The organism is Streptomyces sp. NPDC047000 (genome assembly GCF_040644295.1).
In the GTDB taxonomy this organism is placed as follows: domain Bacteria; phylum Actinomycetota; class Actinomycetes; order Streptomycetales; family Streptomycetaceae; genus Streptomyces.
In genome coordinates this window covers 38,122-55,907 of record NZ_JBEYWE010000028.1, presented here as the reverse complement: position 1 = coordinate 55,907, position 17,786 = coordinate 38,122, and the positions used below count along the sequence as shown (strand labels likewise).

At 75.0% G+C, this 17,786-nt stretch carries 18 protein-coding genes and 1 pseudogene; 10 read left to right on the top strand and 9 right to left on the bottom strand.

Translation table 11 applies throughout. From position 1 onward, the window contains the following. The first annotated feature begins 384 nt into the window (after window positions 1-384). Window positions 385-1,032 (top strand): ATP-dependent Clp protease proteolytic subunit, encoded by a 648-nt coding sequence (locus ABZ862_RS31480; protein ID WP_360965538.1) that lies wholly within the window; start codon window positions 385-387, stop codon window positions 1,030-1,032. A 2-nt stretch (window positions 1,033-1,034) separates the two neighbouring features. Further along, a pseudogene (locus tag ABZ862_RS31475) lies at window positions 1,035-1,635 on the top strand (ATP-dependent Clp protease proteolytic subunit). A 299-nt stretch (window positions 1,636-1,934) separates the two neighbouring features. Here the strand turns inward: ABZ862_RS31475 and ABZ862_RS31470 are convergent. Continuing rightward, window positions 1,935-2,372, bottom strand: a complete 438-nt coding sequence (locus tag ABZ862_RS31470; RefSeq protein ID WP_360965535.1) for a helix-turn-helix transcriptional regulator — start codon at window positions 2,370-2,372, stop codon at window positions 1,935-1,937. Window positions 2,373-2,718: 346 nt separating this feature from the next. Here ABZ862_RS31470 and ABZ862_RS31465 point away from each other — a divergent pair, with 346 nt between their 5' ends. Next, window positions 2,719-3,558 (top strand): SigB/SigF/SigG family RNA polymerase sigma factor, encoded by an 840-nt coding sequence (locus tag ABZ862_RS31465; RefSeq protein ID WP_360965664.1) that lies wholly within the window; start codon window positions 2,719-2,721, stop codon window positions 3,556-3,558. Between the two features lie 87 nt (window positions 3,559-3,645). On the opposite strand, the gene ABZ862_RS31460 is transcribed toward ABZ862_RS31465, so the two are convergent. Then, the gene (locus ABZ862_RS31460) at window positions 3,646-4,098 is read right to left on the bottom strand and encodes an ATP-binding protein (RefSeq protein WP_360965532.1); all 453 of its coding nucleotides are present in this window, start codon (window positions 4,096-4,098) and stop codon (window positions 3,646-3,648) included. Window positions 4,099-4,374: 276 nt separating this feature from the next. On the opposite strand from ABZ862_RS31460, the gene ABZ862_RS31455 reads away from it, so the two are divergent. Next, window positions 4,375-5,667, top strand: a complete 1,293-nt coding sequence (locus ABZ862_RS31455) for a streptophobe family protein (RefSeq protein ID WP_360965529.1) — start codon at window positions 4,375-4,377, stop codon at window positions 5,665-5,667. Window positions 5,668-5,715: 48 nt separating this feature from the next. Here the strand turns inward: ABZ862_RS31455 and ABZ862_RS31450 are convergent, their stop codons facing one another. Both ABZ862_RS31450 and mgrA read right to left on the bottom strand, forming a co-directional pair. Continuing rightward, window positions 5,716-6,126: a hypothetical protein gene (locus tag ABZ862_RS31450; RefSeq protein WP_360965526.1), complete on the bottom strand. Its 411-nt coding sequence runs from the start codon at window positions 6,124-6,126 to the stop codon at window positions 5,716-5,718. A 329-nt stretch (window positions 6,127-6,455) separates the two neighbouring features. Further along, on the bottom strand, window positions 6,456-7,448 hold the full coding sequence (gene mgrA / locus ABZ862_RS31445; protein WP_360965523.1) for an L-glyceraldehyde 3-phosphate reductase: 993 nt from the start codon (window positions 7,446-7,448) through the stop codon (window positions 6,456-6,458). Between the two features lie 110 nt (window positions 7,449-7,558). Between mgrA and ABZ862_RS31440 the strand changes: the two genes are divergently transcribed. Together ABZ862_RS31440 and ABZ862_RS31435 are read left to right on the top strand one after the other, a co-directional pair. After that, entirely contained in the window at window positions 7,559-8,452 is an 894-nt protein-coding gene (locus ABZ862_RS31440; RefSeq protein ID WP_360965520.1) for a LysR family transcriptional regulator, read from the top strand. 73 nt (window positions 8,453-8,525) lie between these two features. Next, window positions 8,526-9,041, top strand: coding sequence for a DinB family protein (locus ABZ862_RS31435; RefSeq protein WP_360965517.1), 516 nt, complete (start codon window positions 8,526-8,528; stop codon window positions 9,039-9,041). A 164-nt stretch (window positions 9,042-9,205) separates the two neighbouring features. On the opposite strand, the gene ABZ862_RS31430 is transcribed toward ABZ862_RS31435, so the two are convergent. From ABZ862_RS31430 to ABZ862_RS31415, 4 genes are all read right to left on the bottom strand, one after another. After that, entirely contained in the window at window positions 9,206-10,147 is a 942-nt protein-coding gene (locus tag ABZ862_RS31430) for a M48 family metalloprotease (RefSeq protein WP_360965515.1), read from the bottom strand. Further along, on the bottom strand, window positions 10,144-10,560 hold the full coding sequence (locus ABZ862_RS31425) for a BlaI/MecI/CopY family transcriptional regulator (protein ID WP_360965512.1): 417 nt from the start codon (window positions 10,558-10,560) through the stop codon (window positions 10,144-10,146). The genes ABZ862_RS31430 and ABZ862_RS31425 overlap by 4 nt, the downstream gene beginning before the upstream one ends. Before the next feature lie 101 nt (window positions 10,561-10,661). Continuing rightward, a complete protein-coding gene (locus ABZ862_RS31420) occupies window positions 10,662-11,087 on the bottom strand; it encodes a hypothetical protein (protein WP_360965509.1) in 426 nt (141 codons plus the stop codon). A gap of 174 nt (window positions 11,088-11,261) precedes the next feature. After that, window positions 11,262-11,429, bottom strand: a complete 168-nt coding sequence (locus ABZ862_RS31415; protein ID WP_360965506.1) for a hypothetical protein — start codon at window positions 11,427-11,429, stop codon at window positions 11,262-11,264. A gap of 277 nt (window positions 11,430-11,706) precedes the next feature. Here ABZ862_RS31415 and ABZ862_RS31410 point away from each other — a divergent pair, with 277 nt between their 5' ends. Beyond that, complete coding sequence (locus ABZ862_RS31410) at window positions 11,707-13,236, top strand: SDR family oxidoreductase (RefSeq protein ID WP_360965503.1); 1,530 nt, start codon at window positions 11,707-11,709, stop codon at window positions 13,234-13,236. Between the two features lie 464 nt (window positions 13,237-13,700). Continuing rightward, window positions 13,701-15,080, top strand: a complete 1,380-nt coding sequence (locus ABZ862_RS31405; RefSeq protein ID WP_360965500.1) for a deoxyribodipyrimidine photo-lyase — start codon at window positions 13,701-13,703, stop codon at window positions 15,078-15,080. Between the two features lie 32 nt (window positions 15,081-15,112). On the opposite strand, the gene ABZ862_RS31400 is transcribed toward ABZ862_RS31405, so the two are convergent. Further along, complete coding sequence (locus ABZ862_RS31400) at window positions 15,113-16,102, bottom strand: MerR family transcriptional regulator (RefSeq protein WP_360965661.1); 990 nt, start codon at window positions 16,100-16,102, stop codon at window positions 15,113-15,115. 180 nt (window positions 16,103-16,282) lie between these two features. On the opposite strand from ABZ862_RS31400, the gene ABZ862_RS31395 reads away from it, so the two are divergent. Beyond that, window positions 16,283-16,930 carry a sigma-70 family RNA polymerase sigma factor gene (locus tag ABZ862_RS31395; protein ID WP_360965497.1) on the top strand — a complete coding sequence of 216 codons (648 nt, stop codon included), beginning with the start codon at window positions 16,283-16,285 and terminating at the stop codon, window positions 16,928-16,930. Between the two features lie 30 nt (window positions 16,931-16,960). Continuing rightward, window positions 16,961-17,545 carry a sigma-70 family RNA polymerase sigma factor gene (locus ABZ862_RS31390; RefSeq protein ID WP_360965494.1) on the top strand — a complete coding sequence of 195 codons (585 nt, stop codon included), beginning with the start codon at window positions 16,961-16,963 and terminating at the stop codon, window positions 17,543-17,545. The last annotated feature ends 241 nt before the right edge of the window (window positions 17,546-17,786 follow it).

Below are 17,786 nucleotides of genomic sequence, written 5' to 3'. Positions count from 1 at the left end.
GGTCGGCAGGCGGCCTGTCGTGGACGACGTCACGTGCACGACGACATCACGTGTACTGCGTGTACTGACCGTTCCCGGGCCCGGAACTCATCGGCCGTACGGGTGAAAGCCGCGGGCCGGCACCGGCCGGGGCCGAGGCGGTGGGGCACCGCTGCGCCGGAGGGCCGCGCGCCACCGGTTCCGGTCGGCGGCCCGCGGGGATCCCGCGGCCCGTCCGGCCGGGCCGGTCCCGGCGGCGGTCGCCCGTGGCGGACCGGCCGCCGCTGCCCGCGGGCCGCTCTGCCCGTGGCGAATCTGCCACGGGCAGAGAAACCGGCCGCACCGCCCGCGCCCGGTCGAAGGTGGAGTCGTCGGCGCACGGCCGGTCCACGACGAGGAGAACCGATGACACCCCTGCCCCCGCTCGCCCTGTCCGCCCCGCGCGCGGAGGACGGCGACACCCCCGTGACGCGCTTCGACGAGCAGCTGGCCGCCCAGTTGCTCGCGCAGCGCATCGTCCTGCTCGGCACCCAGGTCGACGAGGTCTCCGCCAACCGGGTCTGCGCCCAGCTGCTGATCCTCTCCGCGGAGGACCCGCACACCGACATCGCCCTGTTCGTCAACAGCCCGGGCGGCTCGGTGCACGCGGGGCTCGCCGTCTACGACACGATGCGGCTGATCCCGAACGACGTGTCCACGCTCGCCATGGGCTTCGCGGCCAGCATGGGCCAGTTCCTGCTCGGCGTCGGCGCCGCGGGCAAGCGGTACGCCCTGCCGAACGCGCGGATCATGATGCACCAGCCGTCGGCGGGCATCGGCGGCACCACCGCGGACATCGAGATCCAGGCGCAGAACCTCGAGTTCACCAAGCGCACCATCGAGCGGATCACCGCCGAGCACACCGGTCAGTCCCCGGAGACCATCTCCCGGGACGGCGACCGCGACCGCTGGTTCACGGCGGAACAGGCGCGGGAGTACGGGATCGTGGACCGGGTGGTCGAGTCGTTCGCCGAGGTGCGCCCGGCCGCCTCGAGGCGACGGACGGGACTGTGACCATGGGGAGCTACACCATTCCGAACGTCGTCGAGCGCACCCCGCAGGGCGAGCGGTCCTACGACGTCTTCAGCCGGCTGCTGTCGGAGCGCATCATCTTCCTCGGCACCGAGATCGACGACGGCGTCGCCAATGTCGTCATCGCACAGCTGCTCCACCTGGAGTCGGCGGCTCCGGAGCAGGAGATCGCGATCTACCTCAACTCCCCCGGTGGCTCGTTCACCTCGCTCATGGCCATCTACGACACGATGACCTTCGTACAGGCACCCGTCTCCACGTTCTGCGTGGGTCAGGCGGCGTCCACGGCTGCCGTGCTGCTGGCGGGCGGGGATCCGGGACGGCGGTTCGTGCTGGAGCACGCGCGTGCTGCTCGGCCAGCCCGCCTCGGGCGGCAGCCAGGGCACGGTGTCCGACCTCGCCCTGCGGGCCCAGGAGATGGTACGCATCCGCGCGCAGGTGGAGGAGGTGCTGGCACGGCACACCCGTCACGACGTCGCCACGCTGCGCGCGGACATGGACCGCGACAAGGTGTTCACCGCCGGGGAGGCGGTGGCCTACGGCCTGGCCGACGAGGTGCTGAGCCGCCGCCTGGTACGGGTCTGACCGGTCCGGTGGCCACGCCGGTGGCCGGGGACCCCGCGCCGGACGGCCGGACCCCGAGGTCACCCCGCCGGGTGACCGCCGGTGACGTCACGGATCGAGCTGCCGGAACCCGCGGTCGGCGGCGGTGTCGCGGCGCGGCCGACCGGTCGGCTCGCCCCGGCAGGCGCCTCGTGCACGGCCGGCCCGGCGAAGACCGCCCGGATCCTCGTACCGGCACGCGTGACGCCCGGCCCCCGGCACCGGACACGACTCCGGCGCGTCGTGTCCGTCCGGCGGCCGGGCGGCCCGGCGGCTGCCGGTCAGGCTGCCAGGCAGAGCCCGTCGTGCGACGACGCGGACGGGCGGCGGACGGGCCGGGACGGCCGGCCACCGGTCCGCGTCAGCTCGCCGCAGGCCAGCGTCAGCAGGTCCCCCAGGCCGAGCCCGAGAGCCCGGGCGGCTGCCGCGAGGACCTCCGAGGAGGCCTCCTTGCGGCCGCGCTCGATCTCCGAGAGATACGGAACGGAGATCCGCGCCTCCTCCGCGACGTCCTTCAGTGTCCGCTCCTGCGCCTGACGCCGGCGCCGCAGCACCTCGCCGACGAGGTCGCGCCACAGGGGTTCCCGGGGCGCGGGCGCGGTGGGTGCGCCCGGCACGGCAGGGGGTGCGGCGGGTCCGGGCGCTCTCCGGCCCGCGGGCGGCGCCGCGGAACGGCGGAGGGGGATGACTCGGGCTTCGACGGGCTCCTGATGGGTCACCGTCCCAGCCTAGGAATCCGGCGCCCGGCCGGAAGGGACCGGCGTTGCGCCCTCAGAGAAGCGGCGGGCGGGCCGCGGGTGGCGGACCGGAACAAACCGGAACAACCCCCGCGCCGTGCACTGACCGCTGGAGGAGCGGTGCCGCGGGCATACGGTTCGAAACCGGCAGGCATGGGATGCCGCGTACCGGGTATCCGCACCCTCACGAATTTCTTCACACGGACCAAGGCCCGCAAGGACGCGGGGCCCGCACGGCAGAGGACGTCACAGGCGATCTTCGTGGGAGAGGCAGATGAACACCGGCACCGCCACCACCGCCACCACGGTGACCAGGACGTACGAGACGATGACCGTCGGCACGGACGACGCCGGGCTGCCAGGGGTGGCGGAACCGCGGACCGTGGCACCGCGTGACGCGCGGGCGCTGTCGCGCCAGTTCTTCCACCGGCTCACCGAGCTGGAGGAGGGCACACCGGAGTACCAGTACGCCCGCAACACGCTCATCGAGATGAACATGTCGCTGGTGCGGTTCGCGGCGGGCCGCTTCCGCAGCCGCGGGGACGACATGGAGGACGTCGTCCAGACCGGCATGATCGGTCTGATCAAGGCCATCGACCGCTTCGAGATCTCGCGCGAGGTGGAGTTCACGTCGTTCGCGCTGCCGTACATCGTCGGCGAGATGAAGCGGTTCTTCCGGGACACCACCTGGGCGGTGCACGTGCCGCGCCGGCTCCAGGAACTGCGGGTGGAGCTGGCCAGGGCCCGCGAGGAGCTGTCCAGCAGGCTGGACCGGGACCCGACGGTCGCCGAACTCGCCACGCTGATGAGCATCTCCGAGAGCGAGGTGGTCGAGGCGCAGCTGGCCGCCAACGGCTACAACTCGTCGTCGCTGGACGCCGCCCTCACCGGCGACGGCGCCGAGGAGGGCGAGGCGGTGCTCGCGGACTTCATCGGGGTCGAGGAGGAGCGGATGGCGCTGGTGGAGGACTTCCACGCGCTGGCCCCTCTGATGGCCGGCCTGGGCGAGCGCGACCGGCAGATCCTGCACATGCGGTTCGTGGAGGAGGCCACCCAGGCGGAGATCGGGGAGCGGCTCGGCTGCTCGCAGATGCACGTCTCCCGCCTGATCAAGCGGATCATCACCCGGCTGCGGCAGGGAATGCTCGGGGAACTGGGCTGCGCGTAGTCCTCCCCCGGCGCCCCGCCGGGCACCGGTCCTGTTCGGCCGCCGACCGTCGTCCGGTCGGCGGCCGAACAGGACGGCGGCGGACGGTCAGCGGCTGAGCAGGACGAAGGCGGAGACGCGCTTGCCGACCGGGACGCGTTCGGCGCGTACGTCGGCGGCCAGCGCGTGGACGATCTCCAGGCCGTGCCGTCCGATGCGCTCGGGGTCCCGGGGGAAGCGCCGCGGCAGGGCGACACTGCTGTCGAGCACGGACACCGCGACCGCGCTGTCCGTGCCCTCCAGCTCGAGGATGTACGGGCCGTTGCTGTGCCGGTCCGCGTTGGTGACGAGTTCGCTGACCACCAGCAGCAGTTCCCCGCAGGCCCGCTCGTCGATCTCGGCGCACCATTCGGTCCGGAGCTGGTCCACGAAGCGCGCCGCGAAGGCCCGCGCCTCGGCTATGCAGCCCGGCTCGCCGGTGTAGTGGGCCGCCCGCCGGAGCGGTTCAACGGGCACGTCGAAACCAGTCGGTATCACTGCCCCGTCCAGGTCTTCGGTCATGCGTTTCTCTCTCGGAAACCGGTCCGGAGGCGGCTCACCACCGGCACCGGCACTCTTACCCCACGACTGCTCGTACCCCGAGCGGCGCGCGACAGTCCCCCTCATCCACAACGACCGCGGGCCACCGCGGCAGGCCGCCGGTTCACCCGGTTACGTCCCTTTCGTCGGCCGGCCCTTTCGTCCGCCGTACGTTCCGTCGCCGACCGGGGCGGCGGCGGGGACGCGGGCGGCCCTCCCGGCGCGCGGGGCGTCCGGGTCCTGCTTAGCGTGGCAAGGGTGAGCCCGCCGAACCCGTCCGGCCCCGCCGACCTGGCCGCGGCCCGCGGGGCCCGGCACGGCTGGCCCCAGGCGCTGGCCGCGGTGCTGAGCGGGCTGGCCGCCATGGTGCTGGTCGCCTCGCTAGGACTGTGGGCGGCGGGCGCGGCGGACCTGCCGGACGCGGCCTTCCCGCGGGTCGTCGCGGCGACGCTCGTGACCGCGGTCGGCGGCACCGTCCGGCTGTCGGGCAACGCCGGCTCACTCGCCGAGACGCACGCCGGGCTGACCGTGCTGCCGCTGTCGGTGACGCTCACCGGGGCGGTGGTGCTCGCCGCGGGTTTCCTGCGCCCGCTGCGGCACCGGGCCGTGGCCGGGCCCCGCGGACTGACGGGGTGGGCGGCGCGGCTGGCGGTGCTGTGGCTGCTCGCGCTGACCGGCCTCGCCCTGGGGGCCCGCCAGACCTTCGCCGTCGATCTCGGCAACGGCACGCTCGGCGACCTCGGCGACTTCCTGGGCCTGACGCCCGAGGTCGGTTTCGCCGCGGCCGTGGTACCGACGGTGCTGTTCGGGCTGCTGTGGCTGGCCGGGGTCCTCGTGGTGGCGCTGCTGGTGGCGCGGGACGCACCGCTGCCGGCCCGGCTGCTGCGCCTTCGGACCTCCGCGCGCCCGGCGGCGCGCGCGATGGTCGTGCTGTTGTTCGCGTACGTCGTCCTCGGCGCCGTGACCGGTCTGGTGGTGGCGGCCACGCGCGGGCACGCGCCGGCCACGTTCGCGACGCTGCTGCTCGGGTTGCCGAACCTGGTGTGGCCCGCCCTCACCCTCGGTCTCGGCGCCACCTGGCACGGCAGGGTGGACGGCCCGTTCGGGCTGCCGATGCCGCAGCTGCTCGACGAGGTGCTGCGTACCGGGGACGTCTCCACCGTGAATCTGCGTACGCTCGCCGCGCACGACGGCCGGGTGTGGTGGCTGCCGGTCGTCGCGGGGGTGCTGCTGCTGGGGGTGGCGTTCCTGGCGGCGGTCCGCTCCCCGGCCGGGACACGGGCCTGGCGGCACGCCGTGCGTCTGGCGGTGGCACTGGCCCTCACGGTGCTCATGATCTGTCTGACCTGCCGTGTCGACGCGCACTACGGCCTGTCCCTGTTCGGCATCGGCGATCTCGGCGGCAACCTGTCGGGCACCGTCTTCCTGGACCCCGAGGTGTGGCCGGCGCTCGGCCTGGCCCTGCTGTGGGGGCTGGTCTGCGGTTTCCTGGGTGCCCTGCTCGCCCGCGCGGCGGGGAAGGCCCGGCCGGCGGCGAGGACTGCGGCGTAGCGGCACCCGCGGGTGCCGGACCGGGTACGGGGCGGCCGGCCCGGCGGGTCAGGCGACCGGGACGACCAGGGTGGGCAGGGTGCGCTGCATGCGGAGCGCGTCCACGGACTCGGCGAGCAGTTCGTACTCGGTGGTGTCGTCGGCGGCCGCGACCCGCACCAGGCGTCCGGCGGCCAGTATCTCGGCGACGAGTTCCTGCCGTACGTCGTCGCCGCACCAGGCTCGCAGCACCTCCGGCACGTCGGGCACCGAGGGGCCCACCGGGACGAGGGAGTTGGGCGGGTACTGGGGGCGGTCGGGCTGCGGGTCGAGCCGGTCGGCGATCCACAGGGCCCGGTCGCGCAGCCACCACAGGGCCAGGGCCAGGGTGGGCGCCCGGTAGGTGCCGAGCGGTACGCCGATGCGCATGCCGTCGCAGACGCCGTACGCGGTGACATGACACAGGAATTCGTCGTGCACGATCCACTCCCCCGCTGCCAGGCTCGTCAGCCGGTGTGCCGGCCCCTCGCTTTCCGTACGGCTCGGAATGTCCCGGGTGGGGCGCCCGTAAAATCCAAGGTGAAGTTCCCTGGTAGTCGAGTATGTTCACTTCTGAACCACTGTCACCACTTCATTTTGGCCAGTCTCCCGGGCAATGCGGCGTGGTTCTTGGCCGGAATGCGCACCCCGTCCCCGAGAGGGTCCGATGCGCCGGGGGAACGCTACGGCGCACGCGGGCGCGCGAAAAAGGGGGCGCTTTCCGGTGGCCCGGGAAGCGCCCCCTTGCGGGTGCGGAGAACGGTCTGCCGCTACGGCGCCACGATCGCGTCGATCCGCGCCAGTTCCTCCGCGTCGAAGTCCAGGTTGCCGATCGCGGCGACGCTGTCCTCGATCTGCCGCGGGCTGCTCGCGCCGACCAGGGCCGAGGTGACCCGCCCGCCGCGCAGCACCCAGGAGAGCGCCAGCTGCGCCAGGCTCTGGCCGCGGGACTTGGCGATCTTGTCGAGGGCGCGCAGCTTGCGGACGAGGTCCTTGGTGACCGCGTCGGAGCTCAGGAACGGGCTGTCGCTCGCCGCGCGCGAGTCCTCCGGGATGCCGTCGAGGTAGCGGGAGGTCAGCAGCCCCTGCTCCAGCGGGGAGAACACGATGGAGCCGACCTGGAGCTCGTCCAGCGCGTCCAGCAGGCCCAGCTGCTCCGGGCGCCGGTCGAGCATGGAGTAGCGCGGCTGGTGGATGAGGAGGGGGGTGCCCAGCTCGCCCAGGATGCGGGCGGCCTCCCGGGTCTGCTCCGCCGAGTAGTTGGAGATGCCGACGTAGAGGGCCTTGCCCTGCTGCACCGCCGTGTGCAGGGCGCCCATCGTCTCCTCCAGCGGAGTCTCCGGGTCGGGGCGGTGCGAGTAGAAGATGTCGACGTACTCCAGGCCCATGCGCTTCAGGCTCTGGTCGAGCGACGACAGGACGTACTTGCGGGAGCCCCATTCGCCGTACGGGCCGGGCCACATGAGGTATCCGGCCTTGGTGGAGACGACCAGCTCGTCACGGTAGGGCGCGAAGTCCGCCTTGAGGGCCTCGCCGAAGGCCGACTCGGCGGCGCCGGGCGGCGGGCCGTAGTTGTTGGCCAGGTCGAAGTGGGTGACACCCAGGTCGAAGGCGCGGCGCAGGATGGCGCGCTGGGTCTCGACCGGGCGGTCGGGGCCGAAGTTGTGCCACAGTCCGAGCGACAGCGCGGGAAGCTTCAGACCGCTGCGTCCGGTGCGCCGGTAGGGCATGTCCGCGTAACGGTCGGGGTGTGCGGTGTACAACGCGACTCCAGGGGGTTGGCACACGATCTACCGGTGCCACTCTTCACCAGGGACGCGGCAGCGGTCCAACCGGAGAATCCGATGGAATTCAGCGGATAAGCTTCTCAATCATGGAACTGCGTCACCTCCAGCACTTCGTCGCGGTCGCCGAGGACCAGCATTTCACCCGGGCCGCGGAGCGGCTGATGGTGTCCCAGTCCGGTCTGTCGGCGTCGGTGCGGGCGCTGGAGCGGGAGCTGCGCGCGCCGCTGTTCGTGCGGACCACCCGGCGGGTGACGCTCACGGAGGCCGGGCGCGCCCTGCTCGTCGAGGCGGAGCGGATCCTGGCCCAGGTCAGAGCGGCGCACGAGGCGGTGGCGGCGGTGCAGGGCGTGCTGCGCGGCACCTTGGTCCTCGGCACCGAGCAGTGCATCGCCGGGGTGCATGTGGCGGGGCTGCTGGCCGCGTTCCGGCGGTGCCATCCCGACGTGGAGATCCGGCTGCGGCAGACCGGCACGGGCGCCCTGGTGGAGGAGGTCGCGGCCGGGCGGCTGGACCTGGCGTTCGCCTACCGCACCGAGGAGGGCACCGGGCCGCTGCGCACGGTGGCGCTGGCCGGTGAGCCGATGACGCTGCTGTGCCATCCGGGGCATCCGCTGGCCGGTGCCGCCGCGGTGACCGCGGAGGAGCTGGACGGCGAGGTGTTCGTCGACTTCCACCCCGACTGGGGCCCGCGCCGCGCCACGGACGCCGCGTTCAGCGCGTGCGGGATACGGCGCACGGTCGCCCTCGAGGTCAACGACGTGCACAGCCTGCTCGACCTGGTGGGCGAGAACCTCGGGGTGGCGGTGGTACCGGCGCACTTCCGGCACAAGCGGCCGTCGCTGACCGCGCTCCCGGTCAAGGGCACCGACGAGACGGTGTACGAGACGGCGGCCCTGCTGCCGCCCCCGGAGGCCACCAGTCCGGCGGCCCGCGCGCTGATGGCGCTGCTGGAGAGCGGGGACGTGGCGCGCTGCCGCTGAGCCGGGCCCTGCCCGCCGGCCGGGGTCCGCGGTGCGGACGACAGCGGTGGGGCGGATGCGCGAAGGTGGACCCATGCATGCGCAGGAGATCCTCATCGACGGCTTCGGCCGTGTCAGGGAAGAAGTCCATGCCACCGTCGGCGGTCTGGCGCCCGACGTGCTCAACACCGGCCCGGGTCCCGGCGCCAACTCGATCGCCTGGCTCGTCTGGCATCTCACCCGGGTCCAGGACGACCATGTCGCCGACGCCTTCGGCCTCGACCAGGTGTGGCTCACCCAGGGCTGGGAGAAGAACTTCGGGCTCGCCCTGCCGTCCCACGACACCGGGTACGGCCACGGCCCGGCGCAGGTGGAGAAGGTGCGCGTCGGCTCCGCCGACCTGCTGACCGGGTACTACGACGCCGTCCACGAGCAGACGCTCCAGGCCCTGGGCGGTCTCGCGGCGGAGGACCTGGAGCGCGTCGTGGACGAGCGGTGGGACCCGCCGGTCACCCTGGGCGTCCGGCTGGTCAGCGTTCTCTCCGACGACCTCCAGCACATCGGGCAGGCCGCCTACGTGAAGGGCCTGGCGGGGCGCCCGGCCACCTAGTGCCGCGGCAGGCAACGTTCGCCCCGTCGCGGGGCGCTGCCCGGGTCCCCGCTCCTCAAGCGCCGGGGGAGCTGTCCCCGGCCTGTCGGGGGACGGCCGCGACCGGGGGCCGCGGCCTTCGGGGGCGGGAAGCGGCTGCGGGGGCGGGTGGTCCCGCCGACGGGTCAGCCGGGCTCGTCGCCCTGGGCGACCTCCACGCGGTGGTGCACCTCGATCATCCCGGTCGCCGACGCCCCGAAGGACAGCACCGTGCACGCGGCGAGCAGCACGGCGATCCCGGGGACGGCCCGCCGCGGGGCGCGCGGCGCGGCCAGCAGCGCGGTGACCCGCCGGGGCACCGGCCCGGAGGTCGCGGCGGCCACGAAACCCGGCCGCGCCCCCTCGGCCGCGTGCCCGGCGAGCGCGGCACGCGCGATGGCACGGGCGGTCAGCCGCCGGTCGCCCACCACGGTGGCGGCGGCCTCGTCGGCGGCGCGCTCGGCGGCGAGCCGGACGGCCTCCCGGACGGGGCGCAGGGCCGGGTGGCAGAGGGCGGCGAGCTCGGCGGCGGCGAGGAAGTAGTGGTGGCCGCCCGCGTTGTGGGCGCGCTCGTGGGCGAACAGGGCCTCGCGCTCGCCGGGGTCGAGGCTGCGCAGCATGGCGGTGGTGACGACGATGCGGTGCGGACGTCCCGGCAGGGCGTAGGCGTCGGGACGGGCCGAGTCGACGACGCACAGATCGCCCGCCGGGGGCCGGTGCCCGGCCTCGGTACGGGCCGCGCGGAAGGCGCGGGTCTGGCGCAGCACCGAGCGCGCCAGGGCCCAGCCGCACACCGCGAGGGCTCCCACGGAGGTCGCGGCGGCGGGGACGACGAAGGCGTCCCAGGTGGTGCGCAGCGGGTGGATCAGCTCGCCGAGGGCGGCGAAGAAGGGCATCTTCAGCAGCCCGACCAGCACGAAGGCGCCCAGCGCGGCGAGTGAGGAGCCCGCGAGGACGACCGCGCCGACGACGAGCAGCCACAGCGCGGCGGCGGGCGCCAGCCGGTCCACCGCGCGCCGGGCCAGCGGCGGTACGACGCACGGCACCGCGAGCGGCAGCAGGAGCAGCAGAGCCGGGAGGAGGGTCATCGGCGGTCCGGGGGGCCCGGGTGATCACGATGGTCCGGGTGATCGGGGTGGTCCGGCTCCAGCAGGTCGCGCAGGATGCGCTCGTCGTCCGCGCTGAGCTGGGCGACGAAACGGGCGAGCACCGTCTCCCGGTCGCTGTCACGGTCCAGTTCGGTGTGCATCCGCCGGGCGGTGAGGCCCTGGGCGTCCTGGACGGGCCGGTAGGCGTAGCCGCGGCCCTGGCGGCTCCGGTCCACGACGCCCTTGTCGTACAGCCGGGTCAGGATCGTGGTCACGGTGGTCCGGGCCAGGCCCGTGCCGAGGCTGCGCTGGACCTGGCCGGGGGTCTGGGGCACGCCCGCGGCCCACAGCGCGGCCATGACGCTGGCCTCCAGTTCGCCGGCCGGGCGGCGTTCGTCCTTCGCGTCGACCATGGACGCCCCTCACCTCACCCTGCTCCACCGGTCCGGTACGGACCCGGCCGCAGCTCGTACGACGGGCCCGGGCGCCGCCGGTACGACGGTTCCCGCACCCATTATCGCCGTACGCGCCGGACACGGTCCCCGGGGTTTCCGGACGGTCGCGAATCCGGGGCCGGTCGCGTGGGTCGGTCCGCGTGCCCGAACGGCCGCAGCTCGACGGGAAGGGTGGTGGCGAGGGCGGCCTTCCGGGCCCGGCTCAGGGCCTCGTCGCGGTCCGCCGCGCTGATCAGGCAGAGCCCGGCCAGGTACTCGTCGCCGGGCGGGGCCCGGGGACCGTCCGCCACGCGTACGCCGTCACCGCCGGGGCGCAGCACGGTGGCCGTCCCGGGGCCGTCCAGGCCCCCGGCGAAGACCATGGCGCCGGCGTCGCGCAGTTCCGTGTCGAACGCCTCGACGTCGCGCGTGATCGCGTCGAGCCGCTCGGCCGCGGGCGGCTGTCCGCCGGCGGGCTGGACGACACTGAGCAGGTGGTACGGCATGGCGTCCTCCTGGGGGCCGCGTCGGGGCGGCCGTCGGGATGCGGTCCCGGTGCGGGTGGCCGCGGGCCCGGCGGCCGACGGCGGGACGGACCCCGCACCGGCCGGTACCCGGCCCGCTCCGACCATGGCACCGCACGACCCGCCCGGCGCGCACGCCGGGACGTCCCGGCCGGGTCAGTTCTCGTCGCGCGGCGGCACGACCACCAGGAACGCGTCCGACTCGAGGTCCATCACCACCGTCGCCGGCTGCCCCTCGGCCCGGCGACGCGCCGCGTACTCCTCCGCCGGCCACGATCCACGCGGAGCTCCGGCGGGGAACCGCTGCAACACCTTCGCACCCATCCGACGTACACCTCCTGCTACCGGTTGCCGACCGCGGGTCACCTCCCGCGCCGGGGCCGTGAGCGGCCCGTACGCCCCGTCTGCCCGCCGGCGGCGCGCCCATGCCCGCCGTGCCGGACGTCACGGCGCCGCGGGACGGACGAGGGCTGCGCAGCGTCGCCCGGGAAGCCGTCCGGCAGAGCCGCATCCGGTGTGACCGCCGCCGATGAAGGAACTCGTGTCGGACCGGCCCCGGAACCGGCGGCCGGCGGACGCGGGAGAGACGAACGGTGAACCGATGAACGACGACGGACCGCGGGACCGCCCGCTCTGCCTGGTGACCGGCGCCACCGGGTACATCGGCGGCCGGCTCGTGCCCGAGCTGCTCCGCTCCGGGTACCGGGTGCGCTGTCTGGCGCGCTCCCCCGGGCGGCTGCGCGACCAGCCGTGGGCGGGCGAGGCCGAGGCCGTACGGGGCGACGTCACCGACGCGGCCTCGCTGGACGCCGCCCTGCGCGGCGTGGACGTGGCGTACTACCTGGTGCACGCCCTGGGGACCGGCCCGGACTTCGAGGAGACCGACCGGCGGGCCGCGCGGACCTTCGGTGAGCGGGCCAGGGCCGCCGGGGTGCGCCGCATCGTGTATCTCGGCGGGCTCACCCCGGCGGGCGTGCCCGAGGCGGAACTGTCGCCGCATCTGCGGTCCCGGGCGGAGGTGGGCCGCATCCTGCTGGCCTCGGGCGTGCCGACGACCGTGCTGCGCGCCGCGGTGATCATCGGATCGGGTTCGGCGTCGTTCGAGATGCTGCGCTATCTCACCGAGCGGCTGCCCGTGATGGTCACCCCGCGCTGGGTGCGGACCCGGATCCAGCCGATAGCGGTACGGGACGTGCTGCGTGTCCTGGCCGGCTGCGCGGCCCTGCCGGACGACGTGAACCGGGCCTTCGACCTCGGCGGGCCGGAGATCCTGACGTACCGCGAGATGATGACGCGGTACGCGGCCGTGGCCGGGCTGCCGCGCCGGCTGGTGCTGCCGGTGCCGGTCCTCTCCCCGGGTCTGTCCAGCCACTGGGTGGGGCTGATCACGCCGGTGCCCGCGGGTATCGCCCGGCCGCTGACCGAGTCGCTGCGTCACGAGGTCGTCTGCCGCGAGAACGACATCGCCCGGTACGTGCCGGACCCGCCGGGCGGGCGGATCGGCTTCGACCGGTCGGTGCAGCTCGCCCTCCAGCGGGTGCGCGAGGCGAAGGTCACCACCCGGTGGTCCAACGCGTCGGTGCCCGGTGTGCCCAGCGATCCGCTGCCCACCGACCCCGACTGGGCGGGCGGCAGCCTGTACACCGACCGGCGGGAGCGGGCCGTGGACGCCTCGCCGGAGGCACTGTGGCGGGTCATCGAGGGCATCGGCGGCGAGAACGGCTGGTACTCCTTCCCGCTGGCCTGGTCGCTGCGCGGCCGGCTGGACCGGGCCGTCGGCGGGGTGGGGCTGCGCCGCGGGCGGCGGGACGCGCAGCGGCTGCGGGCGGGCGACTCCCTGGACTTCTGGCGGGTGGAGGAGATCGAGCAGGGACATCTGCTGCGGCTGCGGGCCGAGATGCGGCTGCCGGGGCTCGCCTGGCTGGAGATGTACGCCGAGCGGGAGGGCGACGGCCGGGCCCGCTACCGGCAGCGCGCCCTGTTCCACCCGCACGGCCTGCTCGGCCACGCCTACTGGTGGTCCGTGGCCCCGTTCCACGCGATCGTCTTCGGCGGCATGGCCCGCAACATCGCCCGCGCCGCCACCAGGACCCCGGCCGCCCCCGCCGGGGAACCGGTCCGGAGCCCCTGACCCGTCCGGCCGCCCGCCCCGGCCGTACCCCGCCCGGAGCCGCCCGTGATCACCCCGACGCACCCGCGAGCGCCCCCGTCGTGCCACGCCGCCGGCGGCTTCCGGGGCACGCCCCGCCGCCGGAGCCCCGCCGCCGGCGTCACCACCGGGCCCGGCGGCCCGACCGGTACCCCGGGCCGGTCCGGCTCCCGGCAACCGGCCGCGCTCCGCCCGTGCCGTGCCCACCCGCACGGCCACCGCCCCGGCGGATCCCGCCTGCCCGGCCGGTCCGCGCCCCGGCGACAGCGCCCCGGCATCGGCCGGCCCTCCGCCCTCCCTTCGTCCTCTGCTCTCCCCTCCCCTCCCCTCACCCGGCCGGGCGAACGGCCGCACGCTCCGCTGACCCCCGCATCCGCCGGTGCGGGCGGGACGGAAGCACCTCGGCGTCCGTTCCGTCCAGCCCCGTCCGCCCCAGGAGCAGCCTCATGAACGTCAACGTCTCGGTCGTCCTGTTCACCGCCGATCTGCGGCTGCACGACCATCCGCCGCTGCGGGCCGCGCTGGACGGCGGGCGGCAGGTGGTGCCGCTGTTCGTGCGGGACCGGGGGGTGACGGAGGCGGGGTACGGGGCGCCGAACCGGCTGGCGTTCCTCGCCGACTGCCTGCACGACCTGGACGCCGGGCTGCGGGAGCGCGGGGGCCGGCTGGTCGTGCGGTCCGGGGACGTCGTCGACGAGGTCGTCAAGGTGGCCGCCGAGGCCGACGCCGACGAGGTGCACCTGACCGCCGACGTCAGCGCCTACGCCCAGCACCGGGAGGCGCGGCTGCGCCGGGCGCTGGAGGCGGACGGCCGGCGCCTGCACGTGCACGACACGGTGGCGTCGGCCGTGCCGCCGGGGACGGTGACACCGTCCGCCTCGGACCACTTCGCGGTGTTCACGCCGTACTACCGGCAGTGGGCGCAGCAGCCGTTGCGCGACGCCCTCAGCGCGCCCCGCGCGGTACGCGTCCCGGACGGTGTCGGCTCCGAGGAGCTGCCCTCCCGGGCCGGGGTGACCGGCGTGTCGGAGGGGCTCGCGCGGGGCGGCGAGGCGGAGGGCCGCAGACGGTGGGCGAACTGGCTGCGCGGCGGGATCGCCCGCTACGAGGAGCGGCACGACGACCTGGCCGGTGACGCCACCTCACGGCTCTCCCCGCATCTGCACTTCGGCACCCTCTCCCCCGTCGAGCTGGTCCACCGGGCCCGCCGGGCGGGCGGCCCGGGTGCCGAGGCGTTCGTACGGCAGCTCGCCTGGCGGGACTTCCACCGGCAGGTGCTCGCGGCCCGGCCGGGCGCGGCCCGCGCCGACTACCGCACCAAGCACGACCGCTGGCGCACGGAACGCACCGCCCACGACGACATCGAGGCCTGGCGCCAGGGCCGTACCGGCTATCCGGTGGTCGACGCGGCGATGCGGCAGCTGCGCCACGAGGGCTGGATGCACAACCGGGGACGGCTGCTCGCGGCGAGTTTCCTGACGAAGACGCTGTACGTCGACTGGCGGGTCGGCGCACGGCACTTCCTCGATCTGCTGGTCGACGGGGACGTCGCCAACAACCAGCTCAACTGGCAGTGGATGGCCGGCACCGGCACGGACACCCGGCCCAACCGGGTCCTCAACCCCGTCACCCAGGCCAAGCGCTACGACCCCGACGGGGCGTACGTGCGGCGCTGGGTCCCGGAACTCGCGGGTCTCCCGGCACCGGCGGTGCACGAGCCGTGGCGGCTGCGGGGCCTGGACCGGGCCGCCGTGGACTATCCGGAGCCGGTGGTCGACCTGTCGGACGGCCTCGCCCGGTTCAGGAGGGCCCGCGAGCGCGGGTGAGCGCCTCTCGCGGCGCGGGCCGGGAGTGCGCGTCAGGACGGTGCCGGGCCGTACGCGCCGGACAGCACGGCCAGGGCGTCGCCCAGGGTCGTGGGGCGCGGCATAGCGGGCGACCGGGTCCCCGTCCAGCCGGGGCCGCCGAGCATGACCAGCGGCCGGGTGCGGGCGCCCCGTACGCCCCAGCGGGTGCCGCCCAGCTGACGGGCCAGGGCAGGGCTCGCGGTGGAACGGGCCTGGGACCACAGCACCACGGCCGCGGGCCCGAGCCGCCCCACCGCCGCCGTCAGCGCCTCGGCGGGGACGGCGGCCCCGAACATCCTGGTGGGCAGGCCCAGTTCGGTCAGGCCCGCGTTGAGCGCCTCCAGGGGCAGGGTGTGCTGCTCACCGGGCACACAGGCCAGTACGACGGGGGCCGCGGCCGGTTCGCCGGGCGCGCTGGCCGGGCGGGTGCGGCGGCGCAGCACGGTCGAGACGTGCCAGGACAGCAGATGCTCGACCTCGACGTAACGGTCCCCGGAGGACGCCCACTTGCGGCCCACGGCGTGCAGCGTCGGCACCATCACCTCCTGCCAGGCGACGGCCACGCCGTACTCCTCGACGGCCGCGGCGAGCCGGTCCTCGACGGCGGGGGCGTCGAGCCGTACGGCGGCGCGGGCCAGCCCCCGGCATTCCTGGCGCACATCGCCCAGCGGCAGCGGACCGGCGGCGCGGGAGCGCGGGGGCGGCGGCGCGGCGGGCCGGGCGGACGGTGTGTCGTCCGCGGCCTTCGCGAGGCGGGCCGCCTCGGCGGGCGGCACCCCGGCCGCGGTGAGGCGGCACATCTCCTCCAGTACGGCGATGTCGCGCGGGCTCCAGCGGCGGTGCCGTCCGTCGGCGCGCTCGGCGGGGCCGAGGCCGTAGCGGCGGTCCCAGGAGCGGACGGTGGTGGGCGACACGCCGAGTCTGCGGGACAGGGCGCCGGTGGTCAGGCCCGCTTCCGCCGGTCCTTCGGGCGCCTCCCGCGGTGCCACGGTCCCGGTCATGCCGCTGATGTCGCTCATGTCCCGACTCTACGGCCTGTGCGCGTCATACGACGCAGAATCGATGCAAGTTGATCCGTTTGCTCGGCTCCTCGCACGATGACGGCACCGGATCGACCCGGTAGGCCCGGGTTCGTCCGGTACCGCAGCACCGCCGCACCGCCGCGACAGGGAGCCGTCGTCATGAGCCCGCACCCCACCGCCGTACCGGCCCCGGCCTCCGCGCCGCCGTCCGTCCCGGCAGCCGTACCGGCGCCGCAGCGCCCGGCGGCCGAGCCGCTCGCGGACGACGATCTCGCGCGCGGACTCGTCGCGGGCGACGACGCCTGTCTGACCGCCGCCTACCAGCGCTGGTCCGGTCTGGTGAACACCTTGGCACGGCGCTCGCTCGGGGACCCCAAAGAAGCCGAGGACGTCACCCAGCAGGTGTTCCTCGGTGTATGGCGCGGCCGGGGCGGCTACCGGCCCGACCACGGGCCGGTGGCCGGGTGGATCGTCGGCATCACCCGGCACAAGATCGCCGACGCGCTGTCCGCCCGCACCCGGCGCGGCGACCTGGTCACCTCGGCGGGCGCCGCCCTCCAGCTCGCCGACCCCGCCGCCGGACGCCCCGAGGCCGCCCTCGACCGGGTGCTGATCCGGCACGAACTGGACCTGCTCCCGGCGGCCCAGCGCCAGGTGCTGAGCCTCGCCTTCTACGAGGACCTCACCCAGACGCAGATCGCCGACCGCACCGGCTGGCCGCTGGGCACGGTCAAGAGCCACACCCGGCGCGGCCTGCACCGGCTGCGCCACCGGCTGACCGGGGAGCACCCGTCGCCCGGCAGCTGACCGACCGCCCGCCCTCCACGAAGGAACCCCGTGAAAGAAGCCGTGTCCATCGGCAGCAGGACGACGTCGGAACCGGATCTCCAGGAGCTGATCGGCAGTGTGGCCCTCGGCGACCACGACGCCTTCGCCGCCGTGTACGACGCGGTGGCCGGTCCCGTGCTCGGTGTGGTGCGCGCCGTGCTGCGCGACCGGGCACAGTCGGAGGAGGTCACGCAGGAGGTGCTGGTGGAGGTGTGGCGCACGGCGCCCCGTTACCGTCCCGAGCGCGGTACGGCGATCAACTGGATCCTCACCCTGGCGCACCGGCGTGCCGTCGACCGGGTCCGCTCGGCCCAGGCGGCCGCCGTCCGCGACCACCGGGCGGCCTTGCTGGACCGCACCCCGGAGTACGACGAGGTGACCGAGCAGGTGGAGGCGAGGCTGGAGCGGGAGCAGGTACGGCGCTGTCTGCGCATGCTGACCGACATCCAGCGGCAGGCCGTGGAGCTGGCCTACTACCGGGGACTGACCTACCGGGAGGTCGCCGAGGAGCTCGCGCTGCCGCTGGGCACGGTCAAGACCCGGCTGCGCGACGGGCTGATCCGGCTGCGCGACTGCCTGGGGACGGCCGGCTGACGACTCCGGCCCCGCACATCCCGGCGGGCGGCCGGTAAGCCCTGACCGACGACCTGCCCGCCCCGGCCGGCGAGGAGCGGCCGTCTCGACGGCTCTCGACGGCGCGGGACCTGCCGGCGGCCGACCTTCCCCCGTGACCGGGCAGCGGGTGCCTCCCGGCCGCACGCCGCGCGGCGGGAAACGCCCGGTCCGGCCACCGTCACACGCCCCTACCGGGCCGGGCCAGGGGCTGCGGCCCGGG

What these genes read in the sequence shown, in the direction of transcription:
- ABZ862_RS31480 (WP_360965538.1), top strand. Translation starts at nt 385, where the DNA reads ATGACACCCCTGCCCCCGCTCGCCCTGTCCGCCCCGCGCGCGGAGGAC.
- ABZ862_RS31465 (WP_360965664.1), top strand. Translation starts at nt 2,719, where the DNA reads ATGACCGTCGGCACGGACGACGCCGGGCTGCCAGGGGTGGCGGAACCG.
- ABZ862_RS31460 (WP_360965532.1), bottom strand. Translation starts at nt 4,098, where the DNA reads ATGACCGAAGACCTGGACGGGGCAGTGATACCGACTGGTTTCGACGTG.
- ABZ862_RS31440 (WP_360965520.1), top strand. Translation starts at nt 7,559, where the DNA reads ATGGAACTGCGTCACCTCCAGCACTTCGTCGCGGTCGCCGAGGACCAG.
- ABZ862_RS31435 (WP_360965517.1), top strand. Translation starts at nt 8,526, where the DNA reads ATGCATGCGCAGGAGATCCTCATCGACGGCTTCGGCCGTGTCAGGGAA.
- ABZ862_RS31430 (WP_360965515.1), bottom strand. Translation starts at nt 10,147, where the DNA reads ATGACCCTCCTCCCGGCTCTGCTGCTCCTGCTGCCGCTCGCGGTGCCG.
- ABZ862_RS31425 (WP_360965512.1), bottom strand. Translation starts at nt 10,560, where the DNA reads ATGGTCGACGCGAAGGACGAACGCCGCCCGGCCGGCGAACTGGAGGCC.
- ABZ862_RS31420 (WP_360965509.1), bottom strand. Translation starts at nt 11,087, where the DNA reads ATGCCGTACCACCTGCTCAGTGTCGTCCAGCCCGCCGGCGGACAGCCG.
- ABZ862_RS31415 (WP_360965506.1), bottom strand. Translation starts at nt 11,429, where the DNA reads ATGGGTGCGAAGGTGTTGCAGCGGTTCCCCGCCGGAGCTCCGCGTGGA.
- ABZ862_RS31410 (WP_360965503.1), top strand. Translation starts at nt 11,707, where the DNA reads ATGAACGACGACGGACCGCGGGACCGCCCGCTCTGCCTGGTGACCGGC.
- ABZ862_RS31405 (WP_360965500.1), top strand. Translation starts at nt 13,701, where the DNA reads ATGAACGTCAACGTCTCGGTCGTCCTGTTCACCGCCGATCTGCGGCTG.
- ABZ862_RS31400 (WP_360965661.1), bottom strand. Translation starts at nt 16,102, where the DNA reads ATGACCGGGACCGTGGCACCGCGGGAGGCGCCCGAAGGACCGGCGGAA.
- ABZ862_RS31395 (WP_360965497.1), top strand. Translation starts at nt 16,283, where the DNA reads ATGAGCCCGCACCCCACCGCCGTACCGGCCCCGGCCTCCGCGCCGCCG.